Below are 15,447 nucleotides of genomic sequence, written 5' to 3' on the forward strand. Positions count from 1 at the left end.
AATTAATTAAAAAATCATTGAATTGATCAGCGGTTGGGAAGAATCACTACTGGATGCCTGGAACGACTATTGTCGGGGGGAACGTTCTCGATCAGGGGATCGTCGATCGCGTACTCGATTCCGTTTGTTTTACCGATTCCTACAGTCACGAAACGGTAGTTCGGACCGCCGGGGGGACGCTCGCGTACAGCGGGTACGACTCGTACCCGACCGAAGTCGTCGAAACCGACGAGCGGACGATCCTTCTCGAGGGACGACTCTACGACCGCCGCGATACCGAGGCCGCGCTCCGAACCGTAGCGACGTGGATCGACGGGGGGAACACCGACCGGCTGGCGGAGTGGGTGGCGAGGCGGGACGGCGACTTTCTCATCACCGTCATCGACCGTTCGAGCGGGAACATGTGGGTCGTAAACGACGCTTTCGGCCGGCTCCCGACCTATCGGGTCGCGATCGGAGACGCGACGATCGTCACCCGCGAACTCAAGGTCGCGCGTCGACTCGCGGCGGTTCTCGAGGGACGACCCGTCGGAGTCGATCGGCTCGGCCTCGGTCAGATGCTGCTGGTCGGCTATCCGCTCGGCACTCGAACGCCCTTCGACGGCGTCAGACAGTTGCCGCCCGGATCGCTGCTCGAGGGCGCACGCGACGACGTCACGTCGCTCCACGAGTTCCGGTTCGACAGCTACGAGAACGGCGACCGGGGCGTCGTCGACAACGCCCGTACGTTGAAAGACCAGTTCGTCGAGGCGTGTCGCCGACGGGCCGGAACGACCGAGACGTCGATCGTCTCGCTGAGCGGTGGGCTCGACTCGCGCGCAGCGATCGCCGGCTACGATGCGGTACGGGACGGCGTCACCGGGGGGACGCTGCTCGCCGCGACGTCGGTACGAGAGGACGGCTCCAACGTCGACGAGGCGAACGTCGCCCGCGAGGTCGCCCGCGCACTCGGAATCCCGTGGTCGTCGTACTTCGTCGACAGGACCGAGCGCCACCGGGAGACCCTCCTGGAGATGACCCAGGGGATGAACACCGTCGGCATGGCGCTGGGCCTCGACTTCGCCGAACAGCTCGCCGCCGACTACCCGGGGGCGACCCTGGTTACCGGCGACGGCGGGGACAAGATCTTCCCAGACCTGACCCCGCCGACGGCGGTCGACTCGAGGTCCGACCTCGTCGAGACGCTCGTTCGATCGAACCAGCAGTTCGCGCCGGACGAGATCGAGGACGTGATCGGTCTCGACGCGGATCGACTCGTCGACTCCGTCGCCGAGCGGATCGACGCCTACCCCGAACGAACTCTCGAGGGCGCCCACGTTCACTTCCTGATCCGCGAGCGCGGCATCAACATGCTCAACCACGGCGAGGATCGGACCCGCCACCACCTCTGGACGACGACGCCGTTCTACGCGCCGGAGCTGTTCGCGACGGCGATGGCCTGTCCGCCCGAGCAGAAGGCGGGAATCGAGCTGTACCGGGAGTTCCTCTCCCTGCTCTCGCGGGAGCTCGCCGAGATCGAGTACGTCGACTTCGGCGTCCCGATCACCTCCGCCGAGTACAGGGTCAAGAAGTTCGCCTACGGCTGGCTCGGCGCTCGGCCCCGACTGAAAGAACGCGTCCTCTCTCTGGTGCGGACCCAGGGCGGCGAGGCTGGGATTCACTCCCGGCAACTGCTCGCCGAAGCCGTCGACGACGCCGACGGGATCGGTCGCCACTTCTCGGCGGCGGAGATCCAGCGAATCGCGTGGGACGGAAGCGGGCATCGACCGCACCAGCGATACCAGCTGGCGACCCTCGTCACCGCGCTCGATCCGATCGAGCCGCCCGCACGCCAGTCGGCCCGGAGTCGGCCCGTGCTACAGGGCCAGCACTGAGCGATCGTCGCCTACCGTTCTCGCCCGCCGTCGGGGTCCTCGAGGGCGGGCTCGAACACCTGCGCCCGCGCGTCGGTCGAGACGCCGTAGGGCGCGTCCGCGAGCGACTCCGGGCGGTCGTCGCCGTCCCCGTAGCGGGCCCGCAGCGAGGCTCGCACCGCTTCGCGGACGCAGGCTCGAGTCGCCGCGCCGATGGGCGTCGCGCTTCCCGAGAAGGCCGCGGGCTCGCCGTCGGGGTCGTGGCCGGCGACGACCGCGTCGGTCGTCGTTCCGGGAAACCCCGTCTCGGCGAGCAGCGTCGCCGCCTTCGCCTCGGCGGCGACCGCGACGAGGTTCGCCAGCGCGCCGTCGGCGAGCCGTCGATCGGCGTAGACGAGGACGTTGACGGTCCCCGCGGGCGAGTCGGACGACGGCTCCGCGCCCGGCAGCGTCCCGCCCGCGGGCACCATCGGTAACACTGCGGGGTTCGAGACCCCCGCGGTCGCGCAGGCCGTCACCGGACCGCAGCGGGCGCCGCGGGCGTGATCGGCGTCGACGCCGGTGAACAGCACGGGCCCGGGGTCCTCGAAGCCCGCGCGCTCGAGGCGCTCGTCGGCGTACGCCCCCAGGTCGGTCCGGGCCCACCCCTCGGGCACCGAGACGTTGTACGCGCAATCGGCCCGTCGACGACCGCCGTTCCAGCCCGTCGAGAGCCACTCCGCGCCCGGACGGGCGAACCGTACGACGCCGTCTCGTCGGCGGATCGCGGGGGAACTCACGGCGAACACCCCAGCGCCTCGAGGAGCCGATCGTTCGCCTCACGGTCCTTGATCGCCACCCGAACGTGGGAGTCGAGCCCCCGGAACGTCGTCGCGTCCCGGATCGCGACGCCCCGCTCGCGGGCGCGCTCGAGTACTTCCTCCACGCTCCGGTCGTCCACCTCACACAGCAGGTACGGTGCGTCGGACGGTTCGACCTCGAAGCGGGGCGACAGCGCCTCCCGCATGCGATCACGCTCGCGGGCGACCCGGGTGCGGGTCTCGCGGACGAACTCGTCCCGGCACAAGCAGTGGGCACCGACGCGTGCGGCCGGGGTGCCAAGCGACCAGGTCCGGCGGGCCGTCTCGAGGTCGTCCCGCAGTTGCCCGCTCGCGACCGCGAATCCCGCCCGCAGCCCGGGGAGGCCGAACAGTTTCGTGAGCGAGCGCGCGACGACGACGTTCTCGCGGTCGAACGCCGCCGCGGAGGGCAGGTCCGTGAAGCCGAGGAAGGCTTCGTCGATCAGCAGGGTCGTCCCGGCCTCGCCACAGCGGGCCGCGAAGGCCGCGAGCGCGTCGGGGTCGGCCGCCCCGCCGGTGGGGTTGTTCGGCGTGCAGACGACTGCCAGCGCGCAGTCCGCGAGCGCGTCGGGACCGATCTCGAGTACGTCGTCGACGCCGACGAAGGCGGGCGTCGCGCCCTGCAGTCGGACCTCGCGGGCGTACTCGCCGAAGCTGGGGTAGGGGACCAGCGCGGTGTCGCCGGGCTCGAGGACCCGTTCCATCGTCAGGCGGATCGCGGCCAGCCCGCCCGGCGTCGGGATCACGCGCTCGGGATCGCAGCCGACGAACGCAGCCGCGGCCGCCCGGTAGTCGGGGGAGGCGTCGTCGGGGTAGCGCCGACTCTCCTTGAGGGCGTCCCGGTAGACCTGCGCCGTCCCGTCGGGCGTCTCGGAGTTCGTGTTCGCCGAGAAATCGAGGACGTTGGGATCGGGCTCGCCGCCGTGGGGGACCCGCTCGGCGGCGCGGATCGCGTCAGGATCCACGGCTCCCCTCCGGAGGATCGGCCGCGCGATCGCTCGGTCCGCCGGCGCGGTCGTCGCGCTCGCCGTCGACCCCGAGTCGCCGGCAGACGCCCTCGAAGCGGTCCCTGACCGCACCCATTCCGCCGTCGGGAACGAGCGAAAGCGCGCCGCCCATCGCGACACCCTCCTTGGCCTCGCCCGCACAGTAGCGGGCCATCGAGACGTGGTCGCGTCCCTCGAAGCCGGGGTCGGTGACGGTCAGTTCACACTCGAGGCGGGAACACGCTTCGGGGAGCGCCTCGCCTTGCTCGTCGGCGACGAAGGAGGTCGTCGCAACCTCGAGCGGGGAATCGATTCCGGCGTGTCGGAGGAGCGCGGCGACCGCGACCATCTGGGTCCCGCCGGCGAGGACCACTCGAGTACCGCCCTCGAGCACGCCCGCGGCGATCCCGGCGACCGCGGCCTGGACGGGATCGCCGACGGCCCGGATCGCCCGCAGGGGTGCGTCCTCGCAGTCGCCCGCCTCGAGCCCGCTTTCGGCGAGTCCGCGCTCGACGACGCGGCGCTTTCGCTCGAGGGGGTTCTCGGGCAGCGACGAGGACACCCCGACGGACTCGCCGAGGGCGGTCAACGCGCCGAGGGCGGTCGTCGTCCCGCCCGGAATCGTCTCGCCGAGCAGGAGCTCGTCGTCGGGGAGGTCGCGTCCGTACTCGCGTGCGCGTTCGAAGATCCGTTCGGCCCCGGGAACGGCGACGGGGTCGCGAACGTCGGCTCCGGGTTCCGCCTCGAGATCGACCGTCGGCGCGGCGGTCGGCTTCGCGAGGCCCGCGTCGACGACCGACAGGTCGAAGCCGACGGCCTCCCGAACGGCCCGGGTCACCGCCGCGGGCGTCGGACAGCCCGTCGGACTCACCGGGACGACAGGTGCTGCGGTCGGCTCGCCGTACGCGAGGATCTCGGCGTCGGCCGCGGGCGTGTGGGCCATCAGCTCCGGCGCGGCGCCCGCGGCGCTGATGCCATCGATCAGCGCCGTCTCGGTCGCGCCCGCGGCCAGGACTACTCGCATCGTGCCTCCGCGATGCGGGCGTCTTCGAGTCGATTCACGTTCACCGCCAGCCGCGGATCGTAGCTCGCCTGTCTCATGGATTCCTCCGTCGTGCCGACGACGTTGACCCCGGTCGGCGCGAGGTGGGGGGCGTCCTCGAGTCGGGTCTCGAGGCCGACTCCCAGGCGGCGCTTCAGCGCCGCGGGAACGCAGACGGTTCGCGAGGCCCGGCTCCCGCCGTGGGCCGCGAGGACGCGATCGACGACCCCGCCCTCGAGCAGCGGGAGGTCGGCCGCGACCGAGAGCACGGGCGGTTCGACCGCGGGGTGTTCGAGGGCCGAAAGCAGGTCGGCCACGTACCCCTCGCCGTCGGTTTCGATCGTCCGGACGCCGTCGGTTCGCTCGAGGTGGGCGGCCGTCTCGGGGGCGTTCGGCGAGACGACCGCGAACGTCGTCTCGACGCGACTCGCCTCGAGGCCCGCCAGCACGCAGTCGACCATCGGCGTCCCGGCGATCGGGTGCAGCGGTTTTTCCCGGGGGCTCTCGAGGCGGGTTCCCCTCCCGCCGCACATCAGGAGAGCGTCCACGCGATCACCCCCGCGTGCAGTCCGACGACGCGACCGATCTCGGCGGCCGCGCCGAAGACGTCGCCGCTGATCCCGCCGAGATTGTGTCTCGCCCAGTACCAGGGGAGCGCGACCCCGACGAGCGCCCCCGGGACGGCGATCGCCGCGGGACGGGGCCAGAGGAGCGCCGCGGCCCCGAGGACGATGCCCGCGGGCGCGACGAATCGCCCCGGAACTGCGGCCTCGGTCAGCTGGCTTCCCATCCCCTCGTGGCTCGCGGTCCCGTAGCAGGCCATCGCGGCCAGCCCGATCCTGGCGCCGACTTCGGCGGCGACGGCGACGCCGGCGGCCGTCGCTGGCGGGAGGTCGGCGACGCCGAGGGCGCCGAGCGCGAGCCCCGCGACGGTCAGCGACACGGCCAGGAGCGCGCCGACCCCGGTGGTCGTATCCTTCAACACCTCCCGTCGGCGCTCGCGGTCGCCGTGGACGACCAGCGCGTCGCCCAGGTCCGCGACGCCGTCGAGGTTGTGGATTCCCACGACGGCGTAGACCGCGAGCAGGTACGCCAGCGCGACCGTCGGTGCCTCGAGGACGTCGGCGGTCAGCAGCGGGATCGCGACCAGTGCGCCGACGACGAGCCCGACGAACGGGAACGTCGCCGGCCGCGTGCGGAACGCGTCCCAGTCGCCCTCGCGGTGGCCGACGGGAAGTCGCGTCAGAAAGGCGAGCGCGCCCCGACAGGCGCCGAGCCAGGTCCTCACGCGACCACCCCCGCGCCCGCAGTGCGTGCGGCTGCTTCGAGGGCGGCCCCCAGCGCGACCGCGAGCACGGCCGCGACCAGTGCCGCGCGAAAGACCACTCTCGTCGCGCGCTCGCCGTCCTCGAGCGTCGGGAGCGCGGCGTCGGGGTTCAGATCGTAAACGCCGGGTTTGCGGAGCCGGACCGACAGCGCGCAGGCGAGCGCCGCCATCGGCCACCCCGAGTTCGGCGACGTCGGGGTTCGGGCCCACCCTCGAGCGCGGGCGAGCGCCTCGGGGTCGGCCGCGGCGACGGCAATCGCGACGGCGCTCAGCCTGGCGGGGAGCCACATTACGAGATCGTCCAGCCGCGCGCTCGCGGTACCCAGCGGCTTCGAGGGGTAGCCCAGCATCGAGTCCAGCGTGTTGACGCCCTTGACCCAGGCGGCCGCCGCGGCCGCAGCGGGCAGCGAGAACGGGGCGAGGACGGCGAAGGGCAACAGCGTCGCGACCAGCCCGTCCGCGAGGTTCTCGGCCGCGCTCTCGAGGGCCGCGCTGCGTAACTCGGCGGGCGAGAGCTCGTCGGTATCGCGTCCGACGAGTCCCCGAACGCGGTCGCAGGCCGTCTCGAGGTCGCCCGCGGTCGCCGCGACGACCTCGCTCGCGAGCTCGAGTAGCATCCGCAGGCTGGTCGAGAGGTAGAGAGCGAGCCCGGCGACGGTCGCGCCCGCGACGGGGTGGACGGCCGCCGCGGCGAGGACGGCCCCGCCCGCGGCGACGGCGGGAACCAGCGGGACGACGAGCGCGATCGGGACGCCAAGCGATCGCTGGACGCGGTCGTCGTCGCTCCAGGGGCGATCGAGTGCGCCGACGAGGCGGCCGAGCCACGCGACTGGGTGAGCCGCGTTCGGTGGTTCCCCCACTATGCGGTCCAGGCCGAGGGCGAACCCGACCAGCGCGGCCGTCGTCAGCGTCATACGGATGGGTTCGTTCGCGCGTCGTTCGCGGTCGCGTTCGTGCTCGCGGTCACGGTTCGACACCTCCCTCGAGGCTCGCCAGCGCCTCGGGAACCTCGGGAAGGGGGACGTCCTCGAGCAGGATTGCAGTACCGCCGACGGCCTCGATCCCGCCGTCGGTTCGGGGGTCGTCGCCGACGTGGACCAGTTCCGACGGCGAGACCCCGAGCTCGGTGGCGGTCAGCTCGAAGATTTCGGGAGCGGGTTTGCGCCAGCCGCAGGCGACGCTGGTCACGGTCGCGTCGAACCCGTCCCGCTCGAGGTCGGCACGGATGAGCGTCCGGGCGACAAGTTCGGGGACGCTGCAGTTCGAGCAGATCGCCACGGGACCGCGGTCGCGGGCGGCCGCGACGGCCTCGAGCGCCCCCTCGCGGGTCTCGACGACGGGGTCGAACGCCGCGACGACCGCGCGTCTGACGACGTTGTTCTCGAACTCGACCCCGCGGCTCGCGAGGGCGCGGCTGACGTGGGCCGGAAGCGGTACCTCCGCGTGCTCGGGTGGATCGACGTGCGGACTCGTGTAGGCGTCGGCCCAGTCCGCGGGCACGTCGATGTCTCGAGCCGCGAGTTCGTCGGCGACGGCATCGGCTGGCGCCGCGGGCTGGTCGACGTCGACGAGCGTACCGAAGAGGTCGAACGAGACTGCCACGTTCGCGTAACTAGCACAAGCTGACTTTACTCTCGCGGTCGGCGGGCGTCCGGCCCGGATCCGCGACGGCTCCGGCTTCCGCGGGCGCGCGAACCGTTATTCGGACGGCGTTCGGACTCCTCGAGCGGAACGCACACGCTACCGCGAGGCCGAAATCGGCGAGAAAACCCGTCAGGCGACGCGGTTCAGTCGAGTCGAGCGAACGCCAGGTTTCCGGAGATGTTCTTGATATAGATGTCGACGACGTCGCCCTCCTCGGCGCCGGGGACGAAGATCGTGTAGTTGCCCTTCTCCGCGACGCCGTCGCCCTTTCGGCCCGTTCCGGTGATCTCGACGGTGTAGGTCTGGCCCTCCTCGACCGCGTCCTGCTGTTGTTGCTGCTGGCTGCTGGCCGAGCGCTTGGTCACGGGTCGGAACGCGCCGCAGGCGTCACAGCGCAACATCGGGGTGCGGTTCTCCCGGACGAGGCGGGTGTCGGGGAGGCCACACTCCGAACAGAGTACGTACTCGTCGACGTAGGCGTCGACCGCCGCGCTGAAGTCCTGCTCGGAGAAGCTCCCGTTGTACCGGGCGCGGCCGTTGTCGAACTTGCCGCTGGTCCCCAGCTCGCGCTGGATGAACCGGTGGAGGTGTTCGTCCTCGCGCGAGAGGACGTCGGCGATGTCGCCGAGGTTCGTAAACCGCGTAAACGCGCCGTCCTTCTGGGCGTTCGGGTCCGGAATCTCGAGGCGGCTTTCGTCGCCGCCGATGTCCGGAACTTCGTCCATCGCTCGACCGAGACTCGACTCGTAATCCATACCCGAGGCAAAACGGCGCTGACGTAAATCGGTTCTGCTCTCGGGGGACGGCGCCGAAAAATCCGGCTCTCAGAGGGCGTCGCCGCCGCTCTCGCTGACCGATCCCTGGCTCTCGTCATCGAGTTCCTCCAGGTCGCGCTCGGGGTTGGCCTCGTGGACGTCGCCGGCCTCGCCCGTGATCTCGCCGTAGACGGCCTCGCGAACCGCCTCCGGCGAGTCGTACTGCTCGCCCGCCAGCCGATCGAAGACGCTGCCAAGCGACTCGGTCTCGTTGGGCATGTCGATCGGCTCGCTGCTGTACTCCGTCGCCAGCTCCTCGCTCGAGACGGGGTACTCGAGCGAGCCCAGGTCGCGCTCGACCTCCTCGAGGATCGCCTCGGGGCCGTCGGCGCGTTCGGACTTGCGTTTCTCGGCCCGATCCTGTGCGCGGTCGCGACTCGGTCCGTCGTCGCTCATAGCGTGCGGTAAAACGGGCCCGACCAAAAGCGGTCGGCCGGCGAGGGCGGGCCGACGCGAGAACGGCTCCACATCCGTTCGCGACCGTCGCTCCGGCCGCGGTGTCGTGACCACCACCTACCCCAACGACAGTCCCTCGTCCTGATATATAAGATATCAGGATAAACAGTTCGGCTCCCGCGAAAGGCGGGGCCGCGCGCTCGACCGACCGCTCGAGCGTCGCGAGGTACGAGTCCCTCGAGAAGCGAGCCGCGGCGGTCGCCACGCGGGACAGGTCGAGCTACAGTCAGCTACGAATCGGCTCGAGAAGAAGTCTGCCCTCCCCGTAGTGAGTTCCCGCACGTTTCGCCGTTGGATTTAGTCGACTTGACATCCTCGCTCGCGTTCAACCGATCGGATACGAGCGATCGATCCTCGTTAGCGAGACGGTGCGCTGTAACACGGCCACTACGAACGTCGTGAGGCGACCGCGCGGAAGGACACGTGCTATACCGCTATGGAACCGAGATCGAGGAATGGGTTATCAAGCAGACGAGCAACTGGGACAATCCAGTCGTCTCATTCGAGGAGGTTTCGGAAGAGTTCGATATGGCTGACGAGGGGCTACTCGACCATATCTTATCTCGAGCGAGATGAGCGATTCAAAGCCTATCGGGGATAGCTGGATCTTCTACTGAACACCTTCTTCTACCTCAGTGGTTTTGTCCTCTCCCACGCTCCAAGAATAGTCAGGATTGTAGTAATCATTTGGTGGAGAGCTTTGTTCACTATATCCAGAAGAATGCCAGAAAGATGTTGAATGGATCCGTGTATTTTTTGGGTCACCCGTTTCAATTGCAAGAGTTATGTCAACAGAGGGATCTCCATAGTCATTTTTTGTCATTCGGGCTATGTGGTATTCTCCATTGTAATCGGGATGGTCTGTGATTTGATCCACCGAAGCAATCCTTGGGAAGCCAGCGTCTTCATAGGAGTTAAACCTCAGATATACGCTTGCTCTACCCTGATAGGGAAAAGGCGGTATGTATTTTGCAGCTTTCATCAAGAACCCCTCTCGCTCGATTACTTGTATTCTCAAAAGTCGGAAAGCGTAGAAGGAAGTGATATTACCGGTCTCTCCAAACCTCTCTCGTACATTTCTGATTCGATCGGTTTCGCCGGGTATTGCAGAAGCTCGCCATCCTAAATATGCGAATATTAGAGTCAACGCTACTCCTATAGATTGATTTGCAATCGCACTCATATCAGCCAAGATGGAATTTATTGCACTCATTGCCAGTCAAGATAAGATTTGCTGGTGATAAATCTACTTCATATTCCTGTTCAAGCCTGCTCTCAAAGCCATGGAGTCGTATGAGGAAGGCGTCAATAGAATCCCGAATCCTCTCTCTGATCTCCAAGTAGGTCTCCATAATAGGCCAGTCCTCACAAGAGTTGGACATGCTTTCCCTTCACGGTCTCACTTCGTTCGACGGTTCGCGGAAAACCAGTCCGCCCTCCCCGATTTGAACGGGGGGCAAGTCGATCTACAGTCGACTGCTCTACCAGTCTGAGCTAAGGGCGGGCGCACCTCAACGTAATCGCCGAGGCAAATATAAGGGTTATCATTCGGGACGGTCGCCGAGGCGCCCCACCAGATAATTGATATAGGTGGGATAACAACGGGGCATCTGAGAGGATGAGCAAGATCACGTTCCGCGCGGACGACGACCTCGTTGCCCGTCTCGAGGAGCTCGAGACCTCCAAGAGCGAGGCCATGCGCGAGGCCCTGCGGGCGTACCTCGAGGAGTCGTCGGACTCGCCCGAGCGGACGGGCGAGACGGCGATCGACGACCTCGTCCGCGAGCGCGTCGACGACCTCCTCACGGAGCGACTCGCCGAGCGTCGGACCGCGGCGGAGCGTGGACAGGACGTCAACGTGACGATCTCGCTCGAGGACGGCACGAGCGGTACCAAGGCGCGCGCGTCGGCAGTGTCCGACACCGATCCGACCGCGGAACGTGAGACCGAGCGCAACTGCGCGCAGTGCGGCGAGGGCGTCGACGCCGATCACGTCTACTGCCCGAACTGTGGCGAGAAAACCGCCCGGCGGCTGTTCTGTGACTGCGGCGACGAGCTCCGCTCGGACTGGTCGTTCTGTCCGAGCTGTGGCCGCCGGACGCCCGCCGCCGACGTGCTCGACTCGCGATAAGGACTGGTGTAATACACAGACGCTCGTGTCTGACGAAAGTTTTAATATGTTCGACAGTCTCGCTATTAGTCGCGTAAGACGGTTGTCTTACACCCGGCGACGAACGCCGAAAACCGCCCGATGTCGGGCGGCTCTGGCGTAAGACACGGTGCGTCTGACAGGGGCGCACCCCGTCTTACCCCCAACGGGGAATACAACAATGGAGCGTGTGACACTGCGAATTCCGAAACAGCAGATCGAGGAGGTCGAACGACTGGTCGATTCGGGCGAGTTCCCGAACCGAAGCGAGGCGATTCGGTCGGCCGTCCGCGAGATGGTCAACGAACAGTCCGACGGTCGGACCGAACAGGGCGGCAAGCGCAACTGGGCCAAGGTGTAACGATGCAGGATATCGTTCAAGACGCCCTCGAGAACGCCGAGGAAGAGGCCCGAGAGATGGAAGCCGAGATGGACGGCGACGAGTTCGGCGAGCCCCGGATCGTCATCGTCGGCTGTGGCGGCGCCGGCAACAACACCATCAACCGGCTGTACAACATCGGCGTCGACGGCGCCGAGACCGTGGCGATCAACACGGACAAACAGCACCTGAAGATGATCGAAGCCGACACCAAGATCCTGGTGGGCAAGTCCCTCACCAACGGGCTCGGTGCCGGCGGCGATCCGTCGATGGGCGAGCGCGCGACCGAGATGGCCCAGAGCACGATCAAGGAAGTGCTCGGCGACGCGGACCTCGTGTTCGTCACCGCCGGTATGGGTGGCGGAACCGGTACCGGCGCCGCGCCTGTCGTCTCGAAGATCGCCAAGGAGCAGGGCGCCATCGTCGTCGGGATGGTCTCGACGCCCTTTAACGTCGAGCGCGCCCGCACGGTGAAAGCCGAGGAGGGCCTCGAGAAGCTGCGCAACGAGGCCGACTCGATCATCGTGCTCGACAACAACCGCCTGCTCGATTACGTCCCGAACCTCCCGATCGGCAAGGCGTTCTCGGTGATGGACCAGATCATCGCCGAGACCGTCAAGGGGATCTCCGAGACGATCACCCAGCCGTCGCTGATCAACCTGGACTACGCCGACATGTCCACGATCATGAACCAGGGCGGCGTCGCCGTAATGTTGGTCGGCGAGACCCAGGACAAGAACAAGACCGACGAGGTCGTCAAGGACGCCATGAACCACCCGCTGCTGGACGTCGACTACCGAGGCGCGAGCGGCGGGCTGGTCCACATCACCGGCGGCCCCGACCTCACGCTGAAAGAGGCCGAGGGCATCGCCGACAACATCACCGAGCGCCTCGAGGCCTCGGCCAACGTGATCTGGGGCGCCCGGATTCAGGAGAACTACAAGGGCAAGGTGCGGGTCATGGCGATCATGACCGGGGTCCAGAGCGCGCAGGTGCTCGGCCCGTCGACCCAGAAGCAAGCCGACCGCTCCCGCGCCAGCCTCGAGGGCGCCAGCGACGGCGACTTCGACGCGAGCAACAACGTCAAACACGGCGCGAAAAGCGACGGCGGCCGGAACGAACTCGAGCGCCAGAACGGCGTCGACGTCATCCGGTAGTCCGACGTACCCGACACACCGCGGTCGGACCTGACGGCGACGCGCGACCGCACCGACCCGACACACCACGGTGCGATCGCGGAGGCGATCGTTCGACGCGGTGGCCACGATCGACACACCACCAACTGGTCGCCGCGACGATCGACGCGGCCGCGGACACGGCGCCGGCACCTGACACACCACACCCGCCGGTTCCGCGGATCCTTTTCCGAGCAGTACCGAACCCGAGTGACGACGTCGGACTCGAGGACACGGCTGAGCCAGCCCGAGGCGAGGTCGTCGACAAACCCGACTCGCGATCCGAGCGGTAGTCGAGTGTCGTCTTACGGTCGCCGTTCGGGCTCTCGTTCAGGCCAGCGACTCGAGCAGCGAGCACTTTCGGCAGATCTCCCGGGTGGTGGTCGAGCCGCACTCGGCACACTCCCGGAGGTCCGGTCCGTCGCCGTCGTCCTCGGCGTCGCCTGTGCGGTCGTCGGCAACGATCTCGGCCAGCTCCTCGTACCCCGAGAGGATCGAGTGGCGGGTTCCGGGGTGGTTCTCCTCGAGATCGTACAGTAGCTGCTGGATCTCGCCGCGGTAGGCCTCGCTGGCGTGGGGACACTCCGTGATGTGGGCGGGGAGGTCCTCGACGTGGGCGTACAGGGCGACCTCCTTCTCCGGGACGTCCCGCAGCGGTTTCGCCCGCGGGACGAACTCCGACTGCTCGCCCCGCTCCGAGAGCGGTCCCAGGCTTGCATCGAAGTGTTTGGCGATCTGGGCGACGTCGCCCTCGAGGAAGTTCATCAGCGCGGTCTGGGCCTCGTCGTCGAGGTTGTGGCCCGTCAGCAGCAGATCGGCCCCCAGGTCCTCCGCGTAGGTCGAGAGCAGGTCTCGCCGAAAGACGCCGCAGTAGGCGCAGGCGGCCATGTTCTCGGGGTCGTCCTCGACGACGTCGTCCATCCGGATCCCGAACTCCTCCTCGTAGCTGACGAGCTCGTGGCGTATCTCGAGTTCGTCGGTAAGCTCGACGCAGGCCTCGACCGACTCGTCGCGGTAGCCCTCGATCCCCTCGTGAATCGTCAGCCCGACGAGCTCGATGCGGGGGTCTTCGGCGAACGTGTCGTGGAGGATCCGCGTGAGGACGACGCTGTCTTTCCCGCCCGAGAGGCCGATCACCCACGTCAGCGGATCCTCGGGCGTCGCGTCCTGCGGGACGAGGTCGTCCCGACGCACCCGTCGGCGCACCCGCTTCTCGACCGATTCCCGAAAGTGGTGCTGACAGAGGTGTGCCCCCGAGTAGGCCGCGTGCATGATCGCCTCCTCGTCACACCGGGTACAATCCATCGGCGGCAGTTACCGACGCGCGCGTATGTCGGTTTCGCCTCCGTGCCGTCCGAGACGTCAGGCCGGGACCGTCTCCCGGGTCTCGACCGCCGCGGCGCCCTCGGCGAGGGCCTCGAGCAGCAGGTCGACGTACCGTTCGCGGCCCGGCGAGGAGAACAGCTCGTGGCCGCCGTCGTACAACACGACGTGCTCGGCGGGGACTCGCTCGCCGATCGGGCGGAGGCTGATGACGGGATCGGTCAGCGAGCAGAAGACGACGGCGTCGTGGTCGATCGTCAGCAGTTCCGCCTGGGCGTGGCGCGTCTCGCGGACGAACGCCGGCGACACCCACTTCGGGGTCGTCGCGAGCTGGTGGTCGGTCGCCTCCTCGCCGAGTGCGGTTCGGTCCATCTCGCCGGCGGGAAGACAGGGAAACGTCGTCGGGATTCGAGACGCGGCCTCGAGCAGCGGCTCCGAGTAGCGCTCGCCGTACCCCCAGAACGGGCTCAGGTAGACGTGGTTGTCCGCGCCGTCTAACGCCTGGGCGATGAGCGCGCCCGCGCTGTGGCCGAGCAGCTGGTACTCCTCTAAGTCGCGGACGTACTCCGCGATGGGCTCGAGCCAGTCGGCTTTGAAGTCGTCGATGTTCGTCGGGAGCTCGAAGGCGTGGACCCGGTAGTCGGCGTCGGTCAGCTTCCCGATCAGCCAGCTGACGTTCTCGTGGGTCCAGCGGTTGCCCCAGCCCATGACGAAGACGAGCTCCTCGCCGCCGTCCTCGTTGAAGACGCGGTGTCGCATACGCTTCCCTTCGCCGGGTACGGGTAAAAATCTGCGCTCTTGACACGACCCGCCCGTCAGCGGGCCGGCGGTCGCTCCGACTCGCTGTCGACAACCGTCGGACACGGGCCATGCGTTTGCTAACGGCTTTCACGCGGCGTCCTCGAGTGGGCGTATGCTCGACGCGCTTCGCTCGCGGCTCTACCGCCTCGGATTCAACCTCTTTCCGGCCTACCGTCGGACGGGCGGCCGAGTCACGTACATCGCACCGGACTGGCAGGAGGTTCGGGTGAAACTGCCGCTAAACTGGCGCACGAGGAACTACGTCGGGACGACCTTCGGGGGTAGCATGTACGCCGCGGTCGACCCGTTCTACATGATGATGCTCCTCAAAAATCTCGGCGACGAGTACGTCGTCTGGGACAAGGAAGCGGAGATCCGGTTCAAGAAACCGGGTCGGAAGACGCTGTACGCGCGATGTACAATCACCGACGAGGAGATCGCGGCGATCGAAGCCGAGCTGGCGACCGAGGGGACGGAGTCCGTCGACCGCCACTACACCGTCGACCTCGTCGACGGCGAGGGAACCGTCCACGCGACGGTTCGCAATACGGTGTACGTGACGACCGACGGGGAGAAGGCGGCCTGACGTCCGCGACGGACTCGAGTCCGTGAGTCCGAACTGAGAAACCGTTTTGCGACTCGAGGGCCGACTCCCCGC

The 15,447-nt window shown here is 67.7% G+C and carries 17 protein-coding genes and 1 tRNA gene; 5 read left to right on the plus strand and 13 right to left on the minus strand.

Annotated features, from left to right (window positions below; all coding sequences use genetic code 11):
- Window positions 1-53 precede the first annotated feature (53 nt).
- Entirely contained in the window at window positions 54-1,874 is a 1,821-nt protein-coding gene (locus GWG54_RS11095) for an asparagine synthase-related protein (protein WP_167937835.1), read from the plus strand.
- Between the two features lie 11 nt (window positions 1,875-1,885).
- Here the strand turns inward: GWG54_RS11095 and GWG54_RS11100 are convergent, their stop codons facing one another.
- The 11 genes from GWG54_RS11100 to GWG54_RS11150 all read right to left on the minus strand — a co-directional run bounded on the left by GWG54_RS11100 (window position 1,886) and on the right by GWG54_RS11150 (window position 10,466).
- The gene (locus GWG54_RS11100) at window positions 1,886-2,641 is read right to left on the minus strand and encodes an adenosylcobinamide amidohydrolase (protein WP_167937836.1); all 756 of its coding nucleotides are present in this window, start codon (window positions 2,639-2,641) and stop codon (window positions 1,886-1,888) included.
- Window positions 2,629-3,657, minus strand: a complete 1,029-nt coding sequence (locus tag GWG54_RS11105; RefSeq protein ID WP_167937837.1) for a threonine-phosphate decarboxylase — start codon at window positions 3,655-3,657, stop codon at window positions 2,629-2,631. The genes GWG54_RS11100 and GWG54_RS11105 overlap by 13 nt, the downstream gene beginning before the upstream one ends.
- The gene (gene cobT, locus GWG54_RS11110; protein WP_167937838.1) at window positions 3,647-4,702 is read right to left on the minus strand and encodes a nicotinate mononucleotide-dependent phosphoribosyltransferase CobT; all 1,056 of its coding nucleotides are present in this window, start codon (window positions 4,700-4,702) and stop codon (window positions 3,647-3,649) included. Before cobT ends, GWG54_RS11105 begins: the two co-directional genes overlap by 11 nt.
- Window positions 4,693-5,253, minus strand: a complete 561-nt coding sequence (locus GWG54_RS11115) for an NTP transferase domain-containing protein (protein ID WP_167937902.1) — start codon at window positions 5,251-5,253, stop codon at window positions 4,693-4,695. Before GWG54_RS11115 ends, cobT begins: the two co-directional genes overlap by 10 nt.
- On the minus strand, window positions 5,253-6,008 hold the full coding sequence (gene cobS, locus GWG54_RS11120; protein WP_167937839.1) for an adenosylcobinamide-GDP ribazoletransferase: 756 nt from the start codon (window positions 6,006-6,008) through the stop codon (window positions 5,253-5,255). The genes GWG54_RS11115 and cobS overlap by 1 nt, the downstream gene beginning before the upstream one ends.
- Entirely contained in the window at window positions 6,005-6,961 is a 957-nt protein-coding gene (gene cbiB / locus GWG54_RS11125; protein ID WP_167937840.1) for an adenosylcobinamide-phosphate synthase CbiB, read from the minus strand. The genes cobS and cbiB overlap by 4 nt, the downstream gene beginning before the upstream one ends.
- 49 nt (window positions 6,962-7,010) lie before the next feature.
- Window positions 7,011-7,649, minus strand: a complete 639-nt coding sequence (locus GWG54_RS11130) for an HAD family hydrolase (RefSeq protein WP_167937841.1) — start codon at window positions 7,647-7,649, stop codon at window positions 7,011-7,013.
- A gap of 185 nt (window positions 7,650-7,834) precedes the next feature.
- Window positions 7,835-8,446 carry a translation initiation factor IF-2 subunit beta gene (locus tag GWG54_RS11135; protein WP_167937842.1) on the minus strand — a complete coding sequence of 204 codons (612 nt, stop codon included), beginning with the start codon at window positions 8,444-8,446 and terminating at the stop codon, window positions 7,835-7,837.
- Window positions 8,447-8,515: 69 nt separating this feature from the next.
- Window positions 8,516-8,902: a hypothetical protein gene (locus GWG54_RS11140; protein ID WP_167937843.1), complete on the minus strand. Its 387-nt coding sequence runs from the start codon at window positions 8,900-8,902 to the stop codon at window positions 8,516-8,518.
- A gap of 670 nt (window positions 8,903-9,572) precedes the next feature.
- Window positions 9,573-10,175, minus strand: coding sequence for a hypothetical protein (locus tag GWG54_RS11145; RefSeq protein WP_167937844.1), 603 nt, complete (start codon window positions 10,173-10,175; stop codon window positions 9,573-9,575).
- Window positions 10,176-10,392: 217 nt separating this feature from the next.
- Window positions 10,393-10,466 (minus strand) — tRNA-Tyr (locus GWG54_RS11150).
- A gap of 114 nt (window positions 10,467-10,580) precedes the next feature.
- Between GWG54_RS11150 and GWG54_RS11155 the strand changes: the two genes are divergently transcribed.
- From GWG54_RS11155 to ftsZ, 3 genes are all read left to right on the plus strand, one after another.
- Window positions 10,581-11,093 (plus strand): zinc ribbon domain-containing protein, encoded by a 513-nt coding sequence (locus GWG54_RS11155; RefSeq protein WP_167937845.1) that lies wholly within the window; start codon window positions 10,581-10,583, stop codon window positions 11,091-11,093.
- 199 nt (window positions 11,094-11,292) lie between these two features.
- Window positions 11,293-11,472: a ribbon-helix-helix domain-containing protein gene (locus tag GWG54_RS11160; RefSeq protein WP_008423833.1), complete on the plus strand. Its 180-nt coding sequence runs from the start codon at window positions 11,293-11,295 to the stop codon at window positions 11,470-11,472.
- 2 nt (window positions 11,473-11,474) lie between these two features.
- Window positions 11,475-12,647 carry a cell division protein FtsZ gene (ftsZ, locus tag GWG54_RS11165; protein WP_167937846.1) on the plus strand — a complete coding sequence of 391 codons (1,173 nt, stop codon included), beginning with the start codon at window positions 11,475-11,477 and terminating at the stop codon, window positions 12,645-12,647.
- A 348-nt stretch (window positions 12,648-12,995) separates the two neighbouring features.
- Here ftsZ and GWG54_RS11170 read toward each other — a convergent pair whose 3' ends face one another.
- Together GWG54_RS11170 and GWG54_RS11175 are read right to left on the minus strand one after the other, a co-directional pair.
- The gene (locus GWG54_RS11170) at window positions 12,996-13,970 is read right to left on the minus strand and encodes a TIGR00269 family protein (RefSeq protein WP_167937847.1); all 975 of its coding nucleotides are present in this window, start codon (window positions 13,968-13,970) and stop codon (window positions 12,996-12,998) included.
- A 57-nt stretch (window positions 13,971-14,027) separates the two neighbouring features.
- The gene (locus GWG54_RS11175; RefSeq protein WP_167937848.1) at window positions 14,028-14,747 is read right to left on the minus strand and encodes an alpha/beta hydrolase; all 720 of its coding nucleotides are present in this window, start codon (window positions 14,745-14,747) and stop codon (window positions 14,028-14,030) included.
- 154 nt (window positions 14,748-14,901) lie between these two features.
- On the opposite strand from GWG54_RS11175, the gene GWG54_RS11180 reads away from it, so the two are divergent.
- Window positions 14,902-15,375, plus strand: a complete 474-nt coding sequence (locus GWG54_RS11180) for a DUF4442 domain-containing protein (protein WP_167937849.1) — start codon at window positions 14,902-14,904, stop codon at window positions 15,373-15,375.
- Window positions 15,376-15,447 lie beyond the last annotated feature (72 nt).

Origin of the sequence: Natronococcus sp. JC468 (assembly GCF_012163165.1) — an archaeon.
In the GTDB taxonomy this organism is placed as follows: domain Archaea; phylum Halobacteriota; class Halobacteria; order Halobacteriales; family Natrialbaceae; genus Natronococcus; species Natronococcus jeotgali.